The sequence below is a fragment of the Roseobacter sp. MH60115 genome, assembly GCF_015644665.1.
Classification (GTDB): Bacteria; Pseudomonadota; Alphaproteobacteria; order Rhodobacterales; family Rhodobacteraceae; genus Roseobacter.
Map to the genome: position 1 here is coordinate 440996 of NZ_JADOBQ010000005.1, position 20993 is coordinate 461988.

Sequence of the window (20993 nt, forward strand, 5' to 3'; positions counted from 1 at the left end):
GGATCAGCGCTCTTTGACGTAAGGTTCGCCTCCTGCGCGAGGTGGGATCGCTTTGCCCACGAAACCGGCCAGAATGATCACGGTCATGACGTAGGGCAGCGCACCCAAGAGAGCTCCCTGTACCTTGATGCCAAATAGCGCTTCGATCACGTCCGGGCGGGTCTCCAGCGCGCCGAAAAGACCAAAGAGCAGCGTGGCGTAAAGCGCGTACCACGGGCGCCATTTGGCAAAGATCAGGGCGGCGAGCGCGATGAAACCGCGACCAGCCGACATGTCCTTGACGAACCCCGCCTGCAGGGCCGTCGAAAGGTAAGCGCCCGCGATGCCGCAGAGCACCCCGCAGATCATTACAGCCGCGTAGCGCAGCCCGACGACGGAGACACCTGCGGTATCCACGGCGGCAGGGTTTTCACCCACGGCACGCAGGCGTAAGCCAAAACGCGTGCGAAACAGGATCCACCATGTCAGCGGCACCATGGCGAAAGCGAGATAGACGAGGATAGAATGCCCCGAAATCAGCTCCTGATAGATTGGGCCGATAAAGGGCACGGACCCGAAGGCTTCGGCGAAGGGCAGGGTAATGGGTTCGAACCTTGCGCCGCCCATCAGAGAGGGGGTGCGCCCGCCCTGGCTGAACCAGTCCTGCGCGATCAGAACCGTCAGCCCCGCGGCCAGAAAATTGATCGCGACGCCGGAAATCAGCTGGTTGCCGCGGAAGGTGATGGAGGCCAGCCCATGTAGCAGGCTGAACAACATCGACGCGGTGATGCCTGCGAGCAGTCCAATCCAGACCGAGCCGGTGAGCGCAGCAATGGCCGCCGAGAAGAAGGCTGCCGCCAGCATCTTGCCTTCGAGGCCGATGTCGAAAATGCCCGCCCGTTCAGAGAACAGCCCGGCCAGGCAGGCCAGCAGCAACGGGGTCGCCAGACGCACGGTGCTGTCGAGCAGTTGGATGAGGGTCAGGAAATCCATCAGGCATTCCTCCGCCGCATCATCAGGAACAGCCGCTCCAGCGGCATGCGCACCATATTGTCGAGCGCGCCGGTGAAGAGGATCACAAGGGCCTGAATGACCACGATCAGTTCACGGGGAATCGACGTCCAGAGGGCGAGTTCGGCCCCGCCCTGATAGAGGAACCCAAAGAGGATTGCCGCCAGCAATACGCCAAACGGGTGGCTGCGCCCCATGAGGGCCACGGCGATACCGATGAAGCCCGCGCCTTCGACGGCGTTCAGGACCAGTCGTTCGGCCTCGCCCATCACGTTGTTGATCGCCATCAAACCCGCCAGACCGCCGGAGATCAGCATGGCGATCATGGTGATGGCCGTGGGAGAGATACCGCCGTATTTGGCCGCAGGTTCCGATTTGCCGTAGCTGCGGATTTCATAGCCTAACCATGTGCGCCAGAGCAGGAACCACACAAGGACACAGGCGAGCAGCGCGATCAGGAAGGTCACGTTTGCGGGCGCGGACTTGGAAAAGTTGATGCCGATGGGCGCAAGGATGTCGTGCAAGGTCGGCAGGTGCGTGGTTTCCGGAAAGCGCGCGGTGGCCGGGTCCATGCTGCCTGCCGGGCGCATCAGGTTCACGAGCACGTAGTTCAGCACGGCCGCGCCGATGAAGTTGAACATGATCGTGGTGATCACGATATGGCTGCCGCGTTTGGCCTGCAGGAACGCCGGTATGGCGGCCCATGCGGCGCCGAAAAGCGCCGCAGCACCTGCAGCGCCCAGCAGGGCCAGCGTCCAATGCGGCCAGGGGATCAGCAGGCAGGCCAAGGCGACGCCCAGCCCGCCGAGCATGGCCTGTCCTTCGCCGCCAATGTTGAAAAGACCCGCATGAAAGGCCACGGAGACGGCGAGGCCGGTAAAGAGGAAGTTGGTCGCGTAGTAAAGCGTGTAGCCCCAGCCATAGGTGCTGCCCAAGGCGCCCGTGACCATCAGGTTCACCGCTGCAATCGGGTCTTCGCCAATGGCAAGGATCACCAGCGCCGACAGGATCGCGGCCAGCAGCAGCGAGATGAGCGGCACGAGGGTGACCTCGGCCCATTTTGGCATCACTTCCATGCTTTAGTTCCCCACACCGGCCATCAGCAGCCCCAGTTCTTTTTCATCCGTCTCGGCTGACATCCGTTCACCCATGATGTGCCCGTCGAACATCACCGCGACACGATCTGCCAGCGCGAGGATTTCCTCAAGCTCGACCGAGACCAGAAGCACGGCCTTACCCTTGTCGCGCAGGGCGACGATCTGCTGGTGGATGAATTCGATTGCCCCGATGTCGACGCCGCGTGTGGGTTGGCCGACCAGCAGCAGATCGGGGTTGCGCTCGATCTCGCGTGCCAGCACAATCTTTTGCTGGTTCCCGCCGGAAAAGTTCTTGGCGGCCAGGCCCGGGTTGGGCGGTCGCACATCGAACCGCTCCATCTTGGCCTCGGTATCGGCACGAATAGCTGCGTTGTTCAGCAAGACGCCCGACTGGTAGTCCGGATCGCGGTGATAGCCAAAAGCGGTGTTCTCCCAGGCGGAGAAATCCATGATCAGGCCTTCGCGCTGCCGATCCTCAGGCACATGGGCGATGCCGCGGGCACGGCGCGAGCGTCCGTCAGAATGCTTGCCGGACAGATCAAGCGGCTGGCCGTTCACGCGGATCTCGCCGGTGGCGTCTGCATAGCCGCCAAGCACTTCGAGCAATTCGGACTGACCGTTACCGGCCACACCGGCAATCCCGACGATCTCCCCGGCGCGCACCTGCAGGTCAATCCCCTTGAGCCGCTCGACGCCCTTGTCGTCAACAACGTGCAAGTTCTTGATATCGAGAACAACATCGCCAGGGACGGCGGGCTTTTTATCAACACGCAGCAGGACCTTGCGCCCCACCATCAGCTCGGCCAGCTCCGCCGGTGAGGTGTCTTTGGTCTTGACCGTTGCCGTCATCTCGCCCCGCCGCATCACGCTCACGGTATCCGTGGCTTCCATGATCTCGCGCAGCTTGTGGGTGATCAGGATGATGGTTTTGCCCTCTTCGCGCAGCCGGTCGAGGATGCGGAACAACTGGTCGGCCTCCGCCGGGGTCAGCACGCCCGTGGGCTCATCGAGGATGAGGATATCGGCCTGCCGGTAGAGCGCTTTGAGGATTTCGACACGCTGCTGCATGCCGACCCCCAGTTCTTCGATCACCGCGTCGGGGTCGACGTTGAGCCCGTATTCATGCTCCAGCTCCAGCAGCGTCTTGCGTGCCTTGGCGAGCGAGGGGGTCAGCAGCCCACCGTCTTCAGCTCCGAGAATGATATTCTCGAGCACTGTGAAATTCTCGACCAGCTTGAAGTGCTGGAAGACCATGCCGATGCCCGCGGCAATCGCCGCCTGGCTGTCGGGAATGTCGGTTTTCTGACCGGCGATGAAAATCTCGCCCTTATCGGCTTTGTAAAAGCCATAAAGGATCGACATCAGGGTCGATTTGCCCGCGCCGTTCTCACCGATGATGCCGTGAATCGTGCCGGGCATGACCCGGATGGAAATGTCCTTGTTGGCCTGAACCGGTCCAAAAGCCTTTGAAATGCCCTGGAGTTCGATGGCGGGGGCGGCAGTTTCCTGCCGCCCCGACGTATCGCTGCCGCTCATGCTTTAAAAGCTCAGAGCCGGGCAGCTGTCGTCCGATGTGTAGTCATGCACGGCCAGATCACCGGATGCGATCTTGTCGGCGGCAGCATCGACCGCCGCCTGCATGTCCGCGCTCACCAGGTCGGCGTTGTTTTCATCCATGGCATAGCCGACGCCACCATTGGCAAGGCCCATGACGTTAAAGCCTTTTTCCATGCCCGGACCGTCAGACATCGCGTCAAAGACAGCGTTGTCGACGCGCTTGAGCATGGAGGTCAGCACTTTGCCCGGGTGCAGGTGGTTCTGGTTGCTGTCCACACCGATGGAGAGGATGTCCTCATCCGCCGCCGTTTGCAGCACGCCGACACCGGTGCCGCCCGCCGCGGCATAGACCACGTCAGCGCCCTGGCTGATCTGTGCCTTGGTCAGCTCGGAGCCCTTCACCGGGTCATTCCAGGCGGCAGGCGTCGTGCCCGTCATGTTGGCGATCACAGTCGCATCGGGGTTCACCGCCTTGACACCCTGCGCGTAGCCACAGGCGAATTTGCGGATCAGCGGGATGTCCATGCCACCGATGAATCCGACGGTGCCGGATTGCGAGGCTTTGGCGGCCAGCATCCCGACGAGGTAGGAGCCTTCATGCTCGTTGAAGACCACGGAACGCACGTTGGGCGCATCCACCACCATGTCGATGATCACGAAATCTGTGTCGGGATAGTCGCTGGCCACCTGACCCAGCGCATCGCCGAAGGCAAAGCCGGTCATGACAATCGGGTTGGCGCCGGATTCGGCAAAGCGGCGCAGGGCCTGCTCGCGCTGTGCTTCGGACTGCAGTTCGATGTCACGGAAGGAGTTGCCGGTCTCTTCGGCCCAGCGTGTGGCCCCGTTGAACGCCGCTTCGTTAAAGGATTTGTCGAACTTGCCGCCAAGATCGAAGATCAGTGCGGGTTCGGCGAGGGCGGCACCAGCGGACAAAGCCAGTGCAGCCGTTGCGCCGAGGAATTTGTGCATAAGAGTCATTCAGGGGTCTCCCAGTTTGTGATTTTGGAGCGTCCGGCGGGCCGATCATAGCCCCAAGCCGCCCGGTACGAGCAGAGTTTATCTGTTCCTGTGCAAATTAGGGCCTAGCTGACGGGCAGGGTCAACCGGTTTTTCAGGGGGTGCGGGGGGATTCAGCCCCCTGACCGCAGGGCAACGCCGCCGTCATCAGCACAGCATCCACCATGGTGCCATCAGATCGCTTATAGTAGTCGCGTCGCCGTCCCGTTTGTGCGAATCCATGCTTGCGGTAAAGGTCTTGCGCGGCATGGTTGTCTGCCGCCACTTCAAGAAATGCCCTTTGCGCCGTTGTTTCTGCCATCCAGTCTGAGATCAGCAGACTGGCGATGCCTTGGCGATGATGGTCCGGATGCACGGCGAGGGTTAGGATTTCCGCCTCTCCCGCGATGGTGCGGATCAGGGCGAAGCCTTGCGGACGGGCCGTCAGGGTGACGTATGGGCTCTGGAGCAGGGCTGCGAATTCATCGGCGGCCCAGCTCCGCTCCGACCGGAAGGCGGCGCAATGCAGGCTGGCGAGCTCTGCCGGTGTCATGGCAGGATGACGGGGGGCGCGTCGCGCGCAGGTGCTGCATCCGCAGGGCGCAGGTAGAGTGGGGCGGGACGCTCGGTCGTCGTTTTGTACCGATCCGCTGCCAGGCGCGCGATTGCTTCGGCAATGGGAAAGGTGGGCGCACGTCCCGTCGCGCCAAAGAGTGGACCTGCATGCTCGGGCAGGGCCTGCTCGGGCATCAGGATCGGCGCTTCTGCGTTAGTCCCGTCAAAGCGCTGATAATAAAGCTGTTCGCGGCGTGCAGTGATGGCGGTGGCGCAGGGTCCATCGTGGCCATATCGCAGCGCTTCGAAACTGGACACGCCAACGGCGGGGACGCCCAGCCCAAAGGCCAGCCCGCGCGCCGCTGCAACGGAAATTCGAATGCCGGTGAAGTTTCCCGGGCCGATGCCCACGCCGATTGCCGTCAGCGCGTCAAAAGACAAATCCGCAGATGTCAGCAGATCGTCGCAGAGAGACATCAGCCGTTCTGCCTGTCCCTTCTGCAGGGGCTCTTCTGCATGCGCCACAAGCTGTCCATCCGACAGCACCGCTGCCGCACAATGCGGCGCGGCGGTATCAAACGCCAGCACGGTTACGGGCGCGGGTTCGGTCATTTCTGGGCTGATCCGGGGCGCAGCGTATCACGCGCGCTTTTCTCATTTCGGGCCAGCTCGTCCTGGATGTGCAACCACGGCATTCCGGACGCGGCATGGGAATGCAGGCTGGGCGGCAGGTCTGCAGCCTGATCGATGAGGCCAAGCGGCACGTAAATCTGTCCCGGCAGGTAGTCATACCGCGCGCCAAGCGGCGAGCCACAGGCATCGCAAAACCAGCGTTCTACGCCGTTAAAGTGCGACACGGGCGCGCCGGGGTCGGGTGTGTATCGCACGGACCCATCCGCAAAGGCTGCAAAAGCCGCCACCGGCGCGCCGGAGACGCGCCGACAGTCCGAACAATGGCAATAAGAAACGACGGACGGCAGGGCAGAAACCGAAAACCGGGTCTTGCCGCAGTAACACCGACCGGTGATCGGCGGGGTCTTGTCCATGATCTGCTTACGTGGCGACCGGGCGCACTTCGGTGACCTCGGGGATGTAGTGCCGCAGCAGGTTCTCGATCCCCATCTTCAGTGTCAGGGTGGAAGAGGGGCATCCGGCGCAGGCACCCTGCATGTGCAGGTAGACAACGCCGCGGTCAAAGCCGTGGAAGGTGATATCGCCCCCGTCCTGTGCCACGGCAGGCCGTACGCGGCTGTCCAGCAATTCCTTGATCTGGTTGACGATCGGGCCATCCTCTCCGCTGTGCTCCGCATGACCGGAAGCCGGCGTGTGATCCCCGGCCATGACCGGCTGCCCGGATTGGAAATGTTCCATGATCGCGCCCAGAAGCGCGGGTTTGATGTGATCCCAGTCGACTGCGTCGCTCTTGGTTACGGTGACAAAGTCGGTCCCGAAGAAAACGCCGGCGACCCCTTCAACACCAAAGACACGCGTGGCCAGAGGTGATTTATCCGCCGTTTCAGCGGTCGGGAAATCAGCCGTGCCCATCTCCAGCACGGTCTGACCGGGCAGGAATTTCAGGGTGGCGGGGTTCGGTGTCGATTCTGTCTGGATGAACATGGATTTTCTCCTGAGGATGTCTCAGATATGCGGGTCGTGCCCCGTTAAGTCAAGGTTTGGAATCATTCTAATCTGGACGTCCGCAGGACAAAATGAGCAAATTGCTCAGGTAATCGCCTCAAGCTTTTCCTTGCTCAGGTCGCCGGGCACAATTGTGATCGGAATGGGCAGCGATCCCGCACTTTTTGTGAGTTGCGTGACCAGCGGGCCTGGGCCCTTCTTGTCGGTCCCTGCACCCAAGACCAATACGCCGATCTCCGGGTCTTCGTGAATCTGCGACAATATCTCATCCACGGGTGGGCCTTCGCGGATTACCAGTTCAGGATCAATGCCCTGCCGGTCCCGCATCCATTTGGCGAAAACCTCGTAATGCACTTCGATCCGTTCGCGCGCTTCTTCACGCATGACGGCACCAACGCCGATCCAGTGGTTGAACTCATCCGGCGGAATGACCGAGAGGATTTCGACCCCGCCGCCGGTATTGGCCGCCCGCATCGCCGCAAATCGCATGGCGTTCAGGCATTCGCGACTGTCGTCCAGCACGACAAGAAACTTACGCATCTTTCGATGTCCCCCTTTTTGAGCAGATCATGACCTCAGTTTCCGGGCGGCGCAATCGCAATCTCTGTCCGGCTGCCTCTGGACAGAAAGCGCGCGAGACGCAATTCTGGCGGGACAAGCGGAAAGGTCCGGAAAATGTCCGTCCATCAGCTGATCTATACCTCGCGTCCTTTTGGGTATGACCTGAACATGCTGGCCAGTATTCTGGCAACGGCACGGTCCCGGAACGCGCGGGACGACATCACCGGCGCGCTGATCTGTCGACCGGATGTTTTTCTGCAGCTTCTTGAAGGGCCTCGCTTGAAGGTCGAGGCCACATACGAGCGGATTTGCGCGGATGATCGGCATGTGGAAGTGACATCGCTGGTGTCCGAAGGCGTGCCGGACCGGCTCTTTCCCGATTGGGCGATGAAGCACGACCCCGCGGTGTCCTGGCTCTGGTCGCCGCTGGAGGTGCATATGGGCGCGCTGCACGCGGCCTCCAAGCTGGCCATTCGCGAAGTCTTTTTCAGGTCGGCCCAGGACGATCCGTCATAGCGGTTCGGAGGCGGCCCAGTCCCAATACATCTCGCGCAGCCGTCGCGCCATGGGACCAACCTGATAGGTTGTGTCCTCCAGCGCCTTGACCGGTGTGATTTTTGACATGTTCCCGGTCATGAAAACCTCATCCGCGTGATGGAAATCATCAAATGTCAGCACCTTTTCATGCAGGACAATGCCGTCGGCCTTCATATTCGCGATGTGACGCGCCCGGGTAATCCCGGCAAGAAATGTGCCATTGGCGATGGGGGTAAAGACCTCACCATCCCGCACCATGAAGATGTTGGCTGTGGCTGTTTCCGCGACATTGCCCATCGCATCCGCAACCAGCGCGTTGCTGAAGCCGCGCGCGCGGACTTCGGCCAGCATCCGCGCGTTGTTGGGGTAAAGGCATCCCGCCTTGGCGTTGACGACATTATCCTCCATCACCGGACGGCGAAACCGGGTGAGGCCGAGCGTAGCCGCCGCATCTGCCGGGGCCATGGGGATCTGTTCCAGGCTGATGGCGAAACCGGTCTCATCCCCGCGCGGGACAATGGCGGTGTCATCTCCATGGATCGCCCAATACATCGGGCGGATATAGACGGCATCTTCAGCCCCGTAGTTTTTCAGACCCTCGCGGACCATCTCGACCATATCGTCGGTGCTGACCGTCGGTTTGATCATCAACGCCTCGGCAGAGCGATTGACCCGCGCGCAATGCGGCACCAGATCCGGGGCGCGTCCCGCAAAGAAGCGCGCGCCGTCAAAGACGGTCGTGCCTAGCCATGCACCGTGATCGGCTGCTTGCATCACCGGCACATCGCCTTTGTGCCAGCGCCCGTCGAAATAGGTGTGAATGTTGGTGCCGACGCTCATGGGTGGATCTCCGGGAGACGGGCCAGAGAGAGAATTCGCAGCCCGTGTTGGTCAGGGTTACTCTGCGCGGTAGACGCCTTCCGGCAGGTTCAGCGCCGCCGTCAAATCGCGCCATTGTTCAGGGGATAGCGTGATGGACACGGTACGGTCCGTGCGCGGATCGTACTGGTTCAGCAGAATGGCACTTTCCGTTGCATGCACGGTCACGTCTTCCTGCAAGGGCGCTTTGCCGTCATCCACAAGGGTCACGACCGTCGCGTCGAATTCATGTTCGATTGTAAACATGGGGGCAGACTACGGGTTGCGGCGCATGATGCAAGGGGGACAAAGCTGTGTGAACGGACTGGTCGCCGGAAATGAAGATGCTAAGATAAAAGGACGTAACAAGCGCGGAGAGAGCCACCCCATGCGATGGAAGCCGATAGCCACAGTCCTTGCCGCAATGCTGCTTGCCGGGTGCGAGGTGACAACGGGGGCGGTGCCGATACCGGTTGGCGGTCCAAGCGCGCCGGTCCCCCGGGCCAGAGCCAACAGTTTTGCCGAAGTGGTGCGGATTGTCGAACCGGTGGCCGAACGCGAATGCCGGGCGCGCACGGCGCGTGTAAACTGCGACTTCAAGATCGTCGTGGACAGCAGAGCAAACCAGCCGCCCAATGCGTTTCAGACACTGGACAAGTCCGGGCGACCGATCATTGCCTTTACCCAGGCGCTGATCGACGATGCGCGCAATGTTGATGAACTTGCCTTCGTCATGGGTCATGAAGCTGCGCACCATATTGCGGGCCATATCCCACGGCAGCAGCGCAATGCCGTTAACGGCGCCGTGATTGCGAGCGGCATTGCCGTGCTGTTGGGGGGCGGGGCGGAGGCCGTGCAATCGGCGCAGCGTACCGGTGCGCAGGTCGGTGCGCGTTCTTTTTCCAAGAATTTCGAACTGGAAGCGGATGCGCTCGGCACGGTGATCACCGCGCGGTCGGGGTTTGATCCTTTGCGCGGAGCGCAGTTCTTCAGCCGCATTCCGGACCCGGGCGACCGTTTTCTCGGCACCCATCCGCCGAACAGTCAGCGGATCGAAATTGTCCGCAGAACGGCGGCTGGATTGTAGCCCCTGCAACCGGTGAGGTCAGGCGCCTTTTCTTTGACGCTTTACATGGCGGTGATAGAGCAGCGGCGCGAGAATTCGGTTATATGTCCAGCGTGCCACGTGGAACACGCCAGGCAGTTTTACGAAACGCGCCAGCCACCGATATCCCGGCAAGTCTTCCCAGAGCGCGATGAACGCCGGGACACCGACGTAAATCCTACCGTCTTTGCGCACGTGTAAACGCTTTGCGGCGTCATCCGCCGTCACACCCCATGTCCGCAGGTTTTCCGCATCCGCCAGATCATCATAGCGATGCGGCAGGTCGCGCGCAGCGCTGAGACGCCGGTAGTGGGCAATTTCACGGCTGCAGACCGGGCACGCGCCGTTATAGAGAATATCCGTTTTGCTCATGGGCTGGAATTAGACCGACCCCATGATGTTTCCAGACGCCTGAATGCGGCAGACTAACGCGGCATGTTGCCGTCGATCCACTTCGACATCATACCCCTGTCGCGAAAGCACTCCCGCGGGATGTCGCGACGCTTGATCCGCGCAATCCTTTCCGCAAAGGCAACCTGTTTGGAGGACGGGTAATTCGCAAATCTGCGGCCCGGCGCCTTGGGCTTATGGGCATCGATCCACGCAGAAAGGGCGGCGCGATCGCCATGCAAGTCCTTTGGCAGCGCCACGCCGGTTTTCTGCGCGATTGCATGCGCGTACTGCAGTTGCTTTTGCGTGGCCGCCTGAGCGTTTTCGACGGGCCGCGCACCCTGCTCGGATGCGAAAAGCCCGGGGATCTGGGGTTCAAAAGACATGGGATGCTCCCGCTCAATGTTCTGTTAATAAATAGAACATAAAAGGAACATTTTCAAGCCCAAGGCCAATTCGGCCCGTGCGGCGTCAGATTTTCGAGTGCGTGCCATCGCAAAGCGGTGGGGTTTTGGTTGCTTTGCAACCGCAGAAAAACAGGGTTTTATCCGCCTCCGCCTCATACTTCATGGGCGCGAAGGCAGTTTCCTTGTGCGAGCCGTCGCAAAAGGGCTGTTTCGACGACTGGCCGCATGTGCACCAGAAATAAGTTTTCCCGGCGGTCACCTCGACGGGGTAGGGCGATTTCTGGGCGATCTTCGGCGTGTCGGTCATAGGTGTGCTTTCTCTGGCGCTAAGACTGTGGCTTGATCAGCGTGTGACGGAGAGCATAGCGCACTGTCGCAGCTTGACCAACACACCCGCCCGCCATGACCCGGAGCGCTCAGCCGGTTAGCCGTCCCCAAAGATCGTATTCACCTGCTTCGTCCACTTCGACCGTCACGATGTCCCCGACGGACAGGTCCTCGAACCCTTCATCGATGAACAGGTTTCCGTCGATCTCCGGCGCATCCGCCTTTGTCCGGCAGGTGGCCGCCTCGTCGTCGATTTCATCAATGATCACGTCGAGCCGCTGCCCGACCTTGGCCGCCAGTTTCGCCTCGGAAATTGTCTGTGCCTTGGCCATGAAGCGTTCCCAACGGTCCTGCTTCACCTCCTCCGGCACATGATCCGGCAGCGCATTTGACCGCGCGCCCTCGACATTTTCGTACTGAAAGCAGCCAACGCGGTCCAGCTGCGCCTCGTCCATCCAATCCAACAGGGTCTGGAACTCGGCGTCGGTCTCGCCGGGATAGCCGACGATAAAGGTCGAGCGCAGGGTCAGGTCCGGGCAGATGTCCCGCCACGCCGCGATCTCGTCGAGCGTTCGGGCCGCCGCGGCAGGGCGGGCCATCCGGCGCAGCACATCCGGGTGTGCGTGCTGGAACGGGATGTCCAGATAGGGCAGCACCAGACCGTCGGCCATCAGCGGGATCAATTGGCGCACGTGAGGATAGGGATAGACATAATGCAGCCGCACCCAGGCGCCCAGGCTGCCCAGGTCCCGCGCAAGGTCTGTGATATGCGCGCGGTGGCCACGATCCGTCGCATGTTTGATGTCGACACCATAGGCCGACGTGTCCTGCGAGATCACCAGCAGTTCCTTCACGCCGTTTTCGACCAGCTTTTCCGCCTCGCGCAGCACCGCATGGGCGGGGCGGGACTGCAGCCTGCCGCGCATGTCGGGGATGATGCAGAACTTGCACTTGTGATTGCAGCCTTCGGAGATTTTCAGATAGCTGAAATGCCGGGGCGTGAGGCTGACCCCGGAAGCGGGCAGCAGATCGACAAAGGGATCGGGGCTGGGCGGCACGGCATCATGTACCGCATCCAAGACCTGTTCGTATTGATGCGGCCCGGTCACGGCCAGCACGCTTGGGTGCGCTCCGGTGATGTAGTCGGGCTCGGCCCCCAGACAACCGGTCACAATCACCCGCCCGTTTTCCTGCAGCGCCTCGCCGATGGCCGACAGGCTCTCTGCTTTTGCGCTGTCGAGAAACCCGCAGGTGTTCACGATCACCGCGTTTGCTCCGGCATAATCCGGCGATATCCCGTAGCCTTCCGCCCGGAGGCGGGTCAGAATACGTTCACTATCGACAAGCGCCTTGGGACAGCCGAGACTGACCATGCCGATGGTGGGTTGTCCGGGGCGCGCAGGATCCTGCAACCGTGCCTTTGGCGCGAGATCGGGGCGCAGATTGGGTGGGTTTGTACTCATGACTTGCGCTATAGTGGAAGTGAGGGGCCCCGAAAAGGGCTGGCGGAGCAGGGTAAAGGTGTTGTCATGAAATGGATCTTCCGTCTGTTGGGGCTGGTCGTCGTGATTGTCGTGGTTGGCGTTGTCTCGATTTTCTTTTTGCCCGCCGACCGGGTGGCGCGTATCGCGGCAGAGCAGCTGCGCGGCGTGACCGGGCGCGATGTTGCCATCACCGGGGACGTGTCGCTGACCTACTGGCCGGTGCTCGGCGTGCGCGCGGACGGTCTGGAAGTGGGCAATGCGGATTGGGCGGAGCAAGGCCCGATGCTGCAGGCGGCGAACGCTGCGATTGGTGTCGATGCCATGGCGCTTTTGCAGGGCGAAATCCGCATCACCAATATCGAGGCTGAAAGCCCGACCATCCGGCTCGAACAACGGGCCGATGGCCGCGCGAGCTGGCAATTCACCGATGCAAGTGGTGAAGCCCAGATCGAGACGGAAACCGCCCCGGACAGACCTGCACGCGCCATTAGCATCGAGCGGCTGAAAGTAACGGATGCGCGGCTGATCTATGACGCGGAAGACAGCGATCTGGTGTCTTACGAAGGCGTTGATCTGACCCTCGACTGGCCGGAACGGCTGGGACCTGCCGAGATTGCTGCCGTTTTGCGGCCCACGGGCAGCCCGGTGACGATCGATGCGGTCATCGACGGATTTGCAGGTTTCATCACCGGCGACACGCAGACGTTGCGGGTCGCCGTGGACGCCGAAGCGGGCAAACTGGCGTTTGACGGACGTGGCAGTACGGCGGGGGCGGTCGCAGGAACGCTGACCCTGAACACCGGCAACACCGGTGCGTTCCTGCAGGCGCTTGGGCTGCCCGGCGCGGATTTGCCTGAAAATCTGGGCCGAAGCATTGATCTCAGCACAGCGGTGACCCTGACGCCCGATCGGCAACTGGCGCTGCGTGATCTGGTCGCGGGGCTGGGCAAGAACCGGATCACCGGCGCTGCAGACATCGGTCTGAACGGCGTGCCACAGGTCAATGCGCAGCTGGATGTCGGGGCGTTTGATCTGGCGTCCGGCGCCACGCCGGAAGCCAGCGGCGGCAGTGGCGGTGGTGGTGGTGCCGGGGGCAGTGCAGACACCGGATGGCCGAAGACACCCATCGACGCCAGCGGGCTTGCCGCCTTCAACGGCGAGATCGTTTTGACGGCGCAGAGCATCGATCTGGGGCAATTCAAGCTTGGCGCAACACGGGCGCTCTTGCGCAATGACCGGTCGCGCATGGTTTTCGAGCTGCGCGACGTGGCTGCCTATGGTGGCAATGTGAGCGGTGAGTTTGTCATCAACAATCGATCCGGCCTCTCCGTGGGGGGAAGCCTTGCAGCCCGGTCCATCCAGATGCAGCCGCTGCTGACGGATGCCGCCGACTTGGACCGCTTGACCGGCCAGGGCAATGCGCGGCTGTCGTTCCTGGGGGCGGGGGCGTCGGTAGATGCGATCATGCGATCCCTGTCGGGCGACGGCTCGCTCCAGATCGGGCGGGGTACGATCCTCGGGATCGACCTGGACCGCCTCATGCGCTCGGGGGATTCCAGTGGCGGGACCACCGTTTTCGACAGTCTCACCGGGACATGGACCATCGCGTCGGGGGTGCTGAGCAACAGCGATCTTCTGCTGCAACTGAAGAACTACCGCGCCTCCGGTAACGGCGTCGTAGGGCTCGGCACGCAAACGGTGGACTATACGTTCACCCCCGTCGCGCTGCGGGCCAACAGCGGGCAGGGCGTGTCGATCCCGGTGCGGTTCACCGGGCCGTGGTCTGATATCTCCATCAGGCCAGATCTCGAAGCGGCCTTTGAGGCCGAAATTGATGCCAAAACGGACGAGCTCGAAAACAGGGCCAAGGAGAAGCTGAACGAAAGGCTCGGTATTTCCGGGCAGGATGGGCAATCCACCGAGGATGCGGTGAAGGATCGGGTCAAGGAAAAGCTTCTCAGGAAGCTTTTCGACTGAGGGGGGCGGGTCCGAACCGCTTCGCATCGGGCGGCCGGGTCGCAGTGCCCATGTACACGGGTGGCCTGAAAGCCCACCCTACCTGCCACCACAGACCTTTGCGCCCAGCAGGTAAGGTGGGCTTTCAGGCCACCTTTGGCTCAGGAAGCAGCGTGCTCAGAATGTCAGGGGGGTCGCCTTCGACAGCCGGTCCAACGCCATCAGCGTTTCGATAAGCTTGGGCATCTGGTCGAGGTATATCATGTTCGGCCCGTCGCAGGGTGCGTTGTCCGGATCCTGATGCGTTTCCATGAACACGGCGCCGACGCCGACGGCCACGGCGGCGCGCGCCATCACCGGCGCGAACTCACGCTGACCGCCAGAGGACCCGCCGCGCCCGCCGGGCTGCTGAACCGAATGCGTGGCGTCCATCACCACCGGATAGCCGGTCTGCGCCATCTGTGGCAGCGAGCGCATATCGACGACCAGCGTGTTGTAGCCAAAGGTCGTGCCCCGCTCCGTGAGCAGAATGCGTCGGTTGCCAGTTGATTCGATCTTAGTGACGATGTTCTCCATCTCCCAAGGTGCCAGGAACTGACCTTTTTTCACGTTGATCGCTGCACCGGTGTTGCCAGCGGCCAGTAACATATCGGTCTGGCGGCATAGAAAGGCAGGGATCTGGATGATGTCGACGGCCTCTGCGGCGATGGCGCATTGCGCCTCGGAATGCACATCGGTGATGACCGGCACGCCGTTGGCCTTGCCGACGGATTGCAGCACCTTGAGCCCTTCGTCGATGCCCATACCGCGCGCGCCGTCAAGCGATGTGCGGTTGGCCTTGTCGTAAGAGGCCTTGAAGACATATTGCGCGCCGACCGCCGCGCAGGCCTCTTTCATCACCCCGGCAATCATCTGTGCGTGGTCCGCGCTTTCAAGCTGGCAGGGGCCCGCGATCACGGTAAGCGGTTGGTCATTGCCGATCGTCAGATCGCCGACGGAAACATGCGTCATATCAGGAGGTCACCTGTTCACGGAGAATGGAAGCAGTCAAAGAGACCATCAGATATATACCGGCAAAGACCAGAAAGGCCACCAGGGTATTCTCGAATTTGCGCGGATAGCTGGGTTCTTCCGACGGCACTGGCTCCACGCTGACGGTCAGATAGCGGACCTGTCGGTTGGCCTCCAGGCGTGTCTGTTCCATTTGCTGCAACGCCGACTGCAGCAGCATGTCCCGCGTGGCGAGGTCTGCCTGTGCCATCTGGATGCGCACGTTGAGCTGGGCCAGCGAGTTTTCGCCCTGGCTGGCGTCGGTCATCCGCGCGTTCAGCTCGTCAAGCTGCGCATTCAGGCGGCGCACGTCACCGCGCGCGCCATCCACACGGCTCTGGTTGGGGCGGGTGTTGTCCAGCAGGGCGGCCAGTTCCAGCTCTTTCTCCAGCAGTTGCAGTTCCACCTGATTGATCTGGGCGCGCATCCCGGCGATGACTGCTTGCGGGTCGAGTGTGTCCCCTTTTAGCTGAAGGTTCACCAGCGCCTGCTGCGCCTCCCGGCGCTCCCTCTCTGCTTCCTCGAAACTCTCGCGGGCTTCGGCCATCTGGTCATCGCGCTTCTTTTCGCTCAGCCCGTTGACGCTTTGCTCCGCATAGCTGATCAGCGCCCGGCTGAACTCGGCGCTGACCTGAGGGTCTGCGGCAATGACTTCCATGCGGATCATGCCTTCGGTCGGGTCGTAACCGACTTTCACGTTTTTCTTGTACGTCTTGTAGGCCTGCTCGTTGGAGGCGTCGGCATCAAGACGCTGGATCGGGTCGATGTCGGGTTGTGCGTAATGCGACTTGAAACCGATCTCATCATCCAGACGCAGCATCGCGGGTTTGGAGACCAGAAAGGCCTGGACGGCAATGCTGTCCGAAGAGGTGGCAAATTGCGTGCCTGACAGCAGACCACCGATGCCTGCGCCGCCTGCACTATCCGCCTGCAGGATCAGGAACTCCGATTTTGTCGAATACATTGGCGTTGCGACCGCGTAGAAGTACCAGCCCGCCAGCACGGTCGGCAGCATGACAAAGAACGCCAGTCGCGCCAGCAGCATCCCCATCTTGCGGCGGCGGCGGCGGGTGATGTCCTGTTGAATCTCCGAGATCTGCCGATCGCGCATTTCTGCCGGGCTGAGGTGTTCCGTCGATGGCAGGGTTTCCCGGTCAACTGGCATTGTCTGCGGCAGTTGAATCCGCCCGGCTTTCTTTTTGTCGTCCGGCTTGCCGTCCGTGTCCTGCGTGGGTCCATTCGGGTTCTTCGGTACCACGAGTTCCAGCATGTTTGATCGCTGGAACGGATCAATGCCGCGGTTGCGCAGCAGACGCACCGCGTCGAGATCTGACGTTGGGTTCAATCCGTTCTTATGGGCAACGCGCCGCGCCATGCGCAGCTGGCGCCCGGTCAGCCCCTCGTCGCGGATCGCCTCCAGGTCGGTCGCGACGTCCTTGCTGTCGGCTTTTACCGGTGCGGATTTTTGCCGTGGTGACGTTGCGGCCTTATCTTCTTCAGCCACAGATTCCGGTGCTGGCGGACGGTCATCAGGAGTTGCTTTTTTGGCACTTCCCCCTTGTGACGTCCGCCTGATGCGGAATTTCCTAGCTGTCGGTTTCGTAGTCATAAAGCCGTTTCGCTTCTTCCAATGTATCGAACATGTGCAGGCGACCGTTCAGCAAGACCGCTGCGGAACGGGCAAATTTTTCCAGCGTACGCGCCTGATGCGACACGATGATGATGGTGGTGGTTTGCAAACGTTCCTGCAGAATTTCACCGGCCTTGCGGTTGAACTCCACATCCGTGGTGCCGGGCATGCCCTCGTCGATCAGGTACATGTCGAAATCCAGTGCGAGCATCAACGCAAAGGAAAACCGTGCGCGCATGCCAGCAGAGTAGGTGCCTATGGGTTGGTCGAAATACTCGCCCAGGCCACAGAGCCAGCGACAAAAGCTTTCGACATAGTCGGGATCGAGCCCATAGAGACGCGCGATATAGCGGGCGTTCTCCATCGCCGAGACCTTGGTCACCACGCCGCCCATGAACCCCAGGGGAAAGGAGATATTGCAGCCCCGCCTGATCTCCCCCTCATCGGGCTTCTCAAGGCCCGCGATCATGTTGATCAGCGTGGTCTTGCCCGTGCCGTTCGGGGCCAGTACGCCCAGGGAGTTGCCCAACTCAACCTTGAACGACACACGGTCCAGGATCACCTTGTGCTGGGTCCCGGTCCAAAATGACTTTGATACGTTCTCGAAAGACAGCATCACTGCTCCGGTTGCTCTGACCTCGAAACGGGTCTGCCTGATCTCTGTACTCAGAGTTTGTCAGCGGATTATTTACTGTGTTTGGCATAATTATGTCTTAATTGGAAACGAAACTCTACGCGGGACGGCGTGCTGTGGGGCCAAAGGCTGGCAGCATATGGCCGCCGGGGCGACCCGCTCCCTGGGCACTAGGGCTCACAGATGTACTGGGCTCGCCGGTTCATGTTTTTTGGGAGTTCAGGCAGCGACCTTGGTTGCCCGCCACAAATAATGGGATCGACACGCCCTGAACAACCTTCGAGCAAAGCGTGCCGTGTCAGTTGTGCTTGCCCGTTGCCTTCAGGCGATCGCCTGCCAGGCCATGCCCGCCAGCACCGCGCCGACAAGCGCGTAGGAGAGATAGGCTGCGAACACCCGCGGCTTGACCAACGCCCAGACCGCGACGGCGGCGGGGATACAGCTCACCCCGCCCGCGATGACAAAGGACATCGCGGCCCCCGGTGCCATGCCCTGTGCCAACAAGGCGTCCACCAGCGGCACGGCAGCATAGCCGTTCAGATAGGCCGGTGCCCCCACCAGTGCGCCCAGGAAAATGGGCCACAGACCGGTGCCGCCAAGCAGGTTGGCGATCAGTTCCGCGGGCACATAGGTCAGCATGATCGCTTCGATCACATAGGCCAGTGTCAACCACTTCAACAGGAACAGCCCGTTTTCAAAGGCGGTGTCGCGGAAGGTGCGGGTGCGGTCGGCCTCTTGCCAGAACTGCCACAGGGGCGCGCCGCTGAAGGGTTTCTTGACGCCGCAGCATCCGCCAACGGCGGGCCGTTCCCGCAGCGGATCGGCAAAGACAGGAGAATTCGCAAAGAGCATGGTGCCGAAGCCGCCCAGCATGCCCAGCCCGATGGCGGAGAAGGCCTTGGCCACGGCAAACTCCCAGCCCAACGTGCCGGAGGTGATGGCGAACATGGCCGGATCCATGAGAGGTGAAGCGAGCCAGAATGCCATCACGGCGCCCAGCGGCGCGCCCACGGCCAGCAGGGCCGCGATGAAGGGGATCACCTCGCAACTGCAAAAGGGAGAGAGCCCGCCGAGCAGCGCAGCCATCACGATCATCCGCGCCTGATTGCCGGAGAAGGCCTTGGCCAAGAGCGTCTCGGCGCCGGAGGCCTTCAGATAGGCGACGGCGAAGACCGCAAAAAGGATGAAGGGGGCGGTGTGCAACAATGCATTGGCGGCGAAAACCACGGTCGGCACGAATTCGGGCCCGTCGAAAACGGCAATCATTGCCAGCAGGACAAGGGTCGCGCCCCATGCACCGGGGCGTGGGAGGCGCCGCGTCGGCACCTGCGATTGGGTGGTTTCAGCCATGATCATGGTCTCCGCATGGGGTGATGCTGTCTGCGCAGCACTCGTTCAGCAAGAATTGCGATAGCGCCTGCACATCGTCGTAGGCCACGGCGGCACAGATGATGCTGCGCCCCTGTTTTGCCTGCGTGACGAGCCCGGCCGAGTTCAGGATTTTCATGTGATGTGTGAGCGTTGACCCGGTCACACCGGTCCGGGTGCCCAGCTCGCCAATGCTCAGCCCTTCGGGACCGGCCCGCACCAATGTCCGCAGCACGCTCAGCCGCTGTTCAGAGCCAAGGGCCGCGAACTGCGCGGCAGTCACAGTGAGGTCGGGGGTATCCGGTTGGTTCATTTTCATGATTCTAGAAATAACGAAATAATCTTCATGGCACAACACTCATTTCGATAATCGTCGAAATAAAATACCGACCTATGCCGCCATGCCCTAGAATTTCTCTCCGTCAGCGGAGTTGTTGGCGTGAATCGGGGGCCTGTACCGCGCATAGCACAGGGGTGGTCATGTGTACGGAGGGCTGGGTCCCAGTTGTTTCAGCGGTTTCAGTAAAATCACACGACGTTTCACGAAGGTGAGATATGGACCGGTATGCGTTGCCTGTGGCGCTCGATATCGCCAAAATTAAGGCAGTTCGCGAAAGCTGGGTCCAATACCGGGGGCGGCCACGCTGGACCAGGTGCCGCAGCTGTCCCCTGACAAGATGGGCAATCGCGACGCGCAATGAGGCGATAGATCGAATGAACCTGAGAGACCTTCAATACGTCATCGCCGTGGCCGAGCATCATAACTTCACCCGCGCCTCTCAGGCCGTCGCCGTCAGCCAGCCAGCACTGTCCAATCAAATCAAGAAGCTCGAAGCGGAACTGGGTGTCCCGATTTTTGAACGCAGCAAGGACGGCGTGCATCTGACTGCTTTCGGCAGGGACCTGATCGGACAGGCAAGACAGGTTGTCGAGGTCGTGGACACAATCGGCGACCTTGCGCGCAAGCACCGGACAACAGAACGCTTGCCCATCCGCCTTGGGATGACCCCGACCCTTGCCGCTTACCTCTCGCTCTACTTTCGGGACTTGTTTGCGCTGGCCGCCCCCGACCGGAAGATCATCATTGTCGAAGAATATCCCGTCGCGCTGGCCAAAATGGTCGAGGACCGCGTGATCGACATGGCGTTCATTGCGCGCAAGAGCTTCGATCACATCTATCTTGGCTCCAAACGACCCATGGATTTCACATCGCTCTGGCTTGAGCCGCTTTATCTGGGGGTGCGATCCGGTCATCCTTTGAGCCGCAAGAGCAGCATCTGGGCGCATGAGGTTCCTGCCGAGCAGTTGATCCGGTTCGATATCTCCTTTGGATACGATCTGGAACGCAACCTGCCTGATCCCTCCGATACGGTTGCAGAGGCGACAGGGATTGATGTGAAAACGGCGCGCTTTGAGACGGTGTGCCGCTACGTGGCGCAAAGTGATGCCTGCACGATGGTGAATGCCATCGCGGCAGAGCAGTTCAAACGCGATGGGTTTGGTCTGGCCTTCATCCCGTTCGATGATGAAGGCAACATGCGGGAACTCGGGGCGTTGACCAGACCTCAATATCCCAATCCGGACATCATCGACGCGCTGGGCGGGTACGTCTGTGAGAACCCGCCGCATGGCACCGTCGCCTCCCGCAATGCGGAGATGGTCCGAACGCCGGTTTCTTCCGGTACCTGAACACCTGAACTTACAATTGATGCTGCGATCCGCGCGTGGGCGCCGGGCGCCCTGGGTCATTTGGATCGGCGCAGGCCATTGCAGTTTGCGATCAGATTGGCCGGTTGCGGATCACTTGCGCCGACATTCTTGTGAGGCAGTGTCATCGAATAAAACGCCGACCT

Annotated in this window: 24 protein-coding genes; 4 read left to right on the forward strand and 20 right to left on the reverse strand. The window is 61.3% G+C overall.

The window, feature by feature from the left end:
* Nucleotides 1-3: 3 nt before the first annotated feature.
* The 9 genes from ISX84_RS18015 to ISX84_RS18055 all read right to left on the reverse strand — a co-directional run bounded on the left by ISX84_RS18015 (nt 4) and on the right by ISX84_RS18055 (nt 7373).
* Nucleotides 4-972 carry an ABC transporter permease gene (locus ISX84_RS18015; RefSeq protein ID WP_195821766.1) on the reverse strand — a complete coding sequence of 323 codons (969 nt, stop codon included), beginning with the start codon at nt 970-972 and terminating at the stop codon, nt 4-6.
* On the reverse strand, nt 972-2066 hold the full coding sequence (locus ISX84_RS18020; RefSeq protein WP_195821767.1) for an ABC transporter permease: 1095 nt from the start codon (nt 2064-2066) through the stop codon (nt 972-974). Before ISX84_RS18020 ends, ISX84_RS18015 begins: the two co-directional genes overlap by 1 nt.
* 3 nt (nt 2067-2069) lie before the next feature.
* Nucleotides 2070-3623: an ABC transporter ATP-binding protein gene (locus tag ISX84_RS18025; protein ID WP_195821768.1), complete on the reverse strand. Its 1554-nt coding sequence runs from the start codon at nt 3621-3623 to the stop codon at nt 2070-2072.
* 3 nt (nt 3624-3626) lie between these two features.
* Nucleotides 3627-4622, reverse strand: a complete 996-nt coding sequence (locus ISX84_RS18030; RefSeq protein WP_195821769.1) for a BMP family lipoprotein — start codon at nt 4620-4622, stop codon at nt 3627-3629.
* A gap of 133 nt (nt 4623-4755) precedes the next feature.
* Nucleotides 4756-5193: a GNAT family N-acetyltransferase gene (locus ISX84_RS18035; RefSeq protein ID WP_195821770.1), complete on the reverse strand. Its 438-nt coding sequence runs from the start codon at nt 5191-5193 to the stop codon at nt 4756-4758.
* Nucleotides 5190-5807: a tRNA (adenosine(37)-N6)-threonylcarbamoyltransferase complex dimerization subunit type 1 TsaB gene (gene tsaB / locus ISX84_RS18040; RefSeq protein ID WP_195821771.1), complete on the reverse strand. Its 618-nt coding sequence runs from the start codon at nt 5805-5807 to the stop codon at nt 5190-5192. The genes ISX84_RS18035 and tsaB overlap by 4 nt, the downstream gene beginning before the upstream one ends.
* Entirely contained in the window at nt 5804-6241 is a 438-nt protein-coding gene (locus tag ISX84_RS18045) for a GFA family protein (protein ID WP_195821772.1), read from the reverse strand. The genes tsaB and ISX84_RS18045 overlap by 4 nt, the downstream gene beginning before the upstream one ends.
* 7 nt (nt 6242-6248) lie before the next feature.
* Nucleotides 6249-6812: a NifU family protein gene (locus ISX84_RS18050; protein WP_195821773.1), complete on the reverse strand. Its 564-nt coding sequence runs from the start codon at nt 6810-6812 to the stop codon at nt 6249-6251.
* 105 nt (nt 6813-6917) lie between these two features.
* Complete coding sequence (locus ISX84_RS18055) at nt 6918-7373, reverse strand: universal stress protein (RefSeq protein WP_195821774.1); 456 nt, start codon at nt 7371-7373, stop codon at nt 6918-6920.
* 135 nt (nt 7374-7508) lie between these two features.
* Here ISX84_RS18055 and ISX84_RS18060 point away from each other — a divergent pair, with 135 nt between their 5' ends.
* Nucleotides 7509-7910 carry a BLUF domain-containing protein gene (locus ISX84_RS18060; protein WP_195821775.1) on the forward strand — a complete coding sequence of 134 codons (402 nt, stop codon included), beginning with the start codon at nt 7509-7511 and terminating at the stop codon, nt 7908-7910.
* Here the strand turns inward: ISX84_RS18060 and ISX84_RS18065 are convergent.
* Complete coding sequence (locus ISX84_RS18065; protein WP_195821776.1) at nt 7905-8771, reverse strand: branched-chain amino acid aminotransferase; 867 nt, start codon at nt 8769-8771, stop codon at nt 7905-7907. The two genes, ISX84_RS18060 and ISX84_RS18065, sit on opposite strands and share 6 nt — an antisense overlap.
* Nucleotides 8772-8828: 57 nt before the next feature.
* Entirely contained in the window at nt 8829-9056 is a 228-nt protein-coding gene (locus ISX84_RS18070) for a hypothetical protein (RefSeq protein WP_195821777.1), read from the reverse strand.
* Between the two features lie 121 nt (nt 9057-9177).
* Here ISX84_RS18070 and ISX84_RS18075 point away from each other — a divergent pair, with 121 nt between their 5' ends.
* A complete protein-coding gene (locus ISX84_RS18075; RefSeq protein ID WP_195821778.1) occupies nt 9178-9876 on the forward strand; it encodes a M48 family metallopeptidase in 699 nt (232 codons plus the stop codon).
* Nucleotides 9877-9894: 18 nt separating this feature from the next.
* On the opposite strand, the gene ISX84_RS18080 is transcribed toward ISX84_RS18075, so the two are convergent.
* From ISX84_RS18080 to rimO, 4 genes are all read right to left on the reverse strand, one after another.
* The gene (locus ISX84_RS18080; protein ID WP_195821779.1) at nt 9895-10266 is read right to left on the reverse strand and encodes a thiol-disulfide oxidoreductase DCC family protein; all 372 of its coding nucleotides are present in this window, start codon (nt 10264-10266) and stop codon (nt 9895-9897) included.
* Between the two features lie 53 nt (nt 10267-10319).
* Nucleotides 10320-10670: a hypothetical protein gene (locus ISX84_RS18085; RefSeq protein ID WP_229884391.1), complete on the reverse strand. Its 351-nt coding sequence runs from the start codon at nt 10668-10670 to the stop codon at nt 10320-10322.
* Between the two features lie 85 nt (nt 10671-10755).
* On the reverse strand, nt 10756-10998 hold the full coding sequence (locus ISX84_RS18090) for a CDGSH iron-sulfur domain-containing protein (protein ID WP_195821780.1): 243 nt from the start codon (nt 10996-10998) through the stop codon (nt 10756-10758).
* 109 nt (nt 10999-11107) lie between these two features.
* Nucleotides 11108-12481, reverse strand: a complete 1374-nt coding sequence (rimO, locus tag ISX84_RS18095) for a 30S ribosomal protein S12 methylthiotransferase RimO (protein WP_195821781.1) — start codon at nt 12479-12481, stop codon at nt 11108-11110.
* A 66-nt stretch (nt 12482-12547) separates the two neighbouring features.
* Here rimO and ISX84_RS18100 point away from each other — a divergent pair, with 66 nt between their 5' ends.
* Complete coding sequence (locus ISX84_RS18100; protein ID WP_195821782.1) at nt 12548-14479, forward strand: AsmA family protein; 1932 nt, start codon at nt 12548-12550, stop codon at nt 14477-14479.
* A gap of 156 nt (nt 14480-14635) precedes the next feature.
* Here ISX84_RS18100 and kdsA read toward each other — a convergent pair whose 3' ends face one another.
* From kdsA to ISX84_RS18125, 5 genes are all read right to left on the reverse strand, one after another.
* Nucleotides 14636-15469 carry a 3-deoxy-8-phosphooctulonate synthase gene (gene kdsA / locus ISX84_RS18105; protein WP_195821783.1) on the reverse strand — a complete coding sequence of 278 codons (834 nt, stop codon included), beginning with the start codon at nt 15467-15469 and terminating at the stop codon, nt 14636-14638.
* A 1-nt stretch (nt 15470) separates the two neighbouring features.
* Nucleotides 15471-17117, reverse strand: coding sequence for a capsule biosynthesis protein (locus ISX84_RS18110; RefSeq protein WP_195821784.1), 1647 nt, complete (start codon nt 17115-17117; stop codon nt 15471-15473).
* Nucleotides 17095-17754: an ABC transporter ATP-binding protein gene (locus tag ISX84_RS18115; RefSeq protein ID WP_195821785.1), complete on the reverse strand. Its 660-nt coding sequence runs from the start codon at nt 17752-17754 to the stop codon at nt 17095-17097. The genes ISX84_RS18110 and ISX84_RS18115 overlap by 23 nt, the downstream gene beginning before the upstream one ends.
* Before the next feature lie 339 nt (nt 17755-18093).
* The gene (locus ISX84_RS18120) at nt 18094-19122 is read right to left on the reverse strand and encodes a permease (RefSeq protein ID WP_195821786.1); all 1029 of its coding nucleotides are present in this window, start codon (nt 19120-19122) and stop codon (nt 18094-18096) included.
* Nucleotides 19115-19459 carry an ArsR/SmtB family transcription factor gene (locus ISX84_RS18125; protein WP_195821787.1) on the reverse strand — a complete coding sequence of 115 codons (345 nt, stop codon included), beginning with the start codon at nt 19457-19459 and terminating at the stop codon, nt 19115-19117. The genes ISX84_RS18120 and ISX84_RS18125 overlap by 8 nt, the downstream gene beginning before the upstream one ends.
* 395 nt (nt 19460-19854) lie before the next feature.
* On the opposite strand from ISX84_RS18125, the gene ISX84_RS18130 reads away from it, so the two are divergent.
* Nucleotides 19855-20829: a LysR family transcriptional regulator gene (locus tag ISX84_RS18130; protein ID WP_195821788.1), complete on the forward strand. Its 975-nt coding sequence runs from the start codon at nt 19855-19857 to the stop codon at nt 20827-20829.
* The last annotated feature ends 164 nt before the right edge of the window (nt 20830-20993 follow it).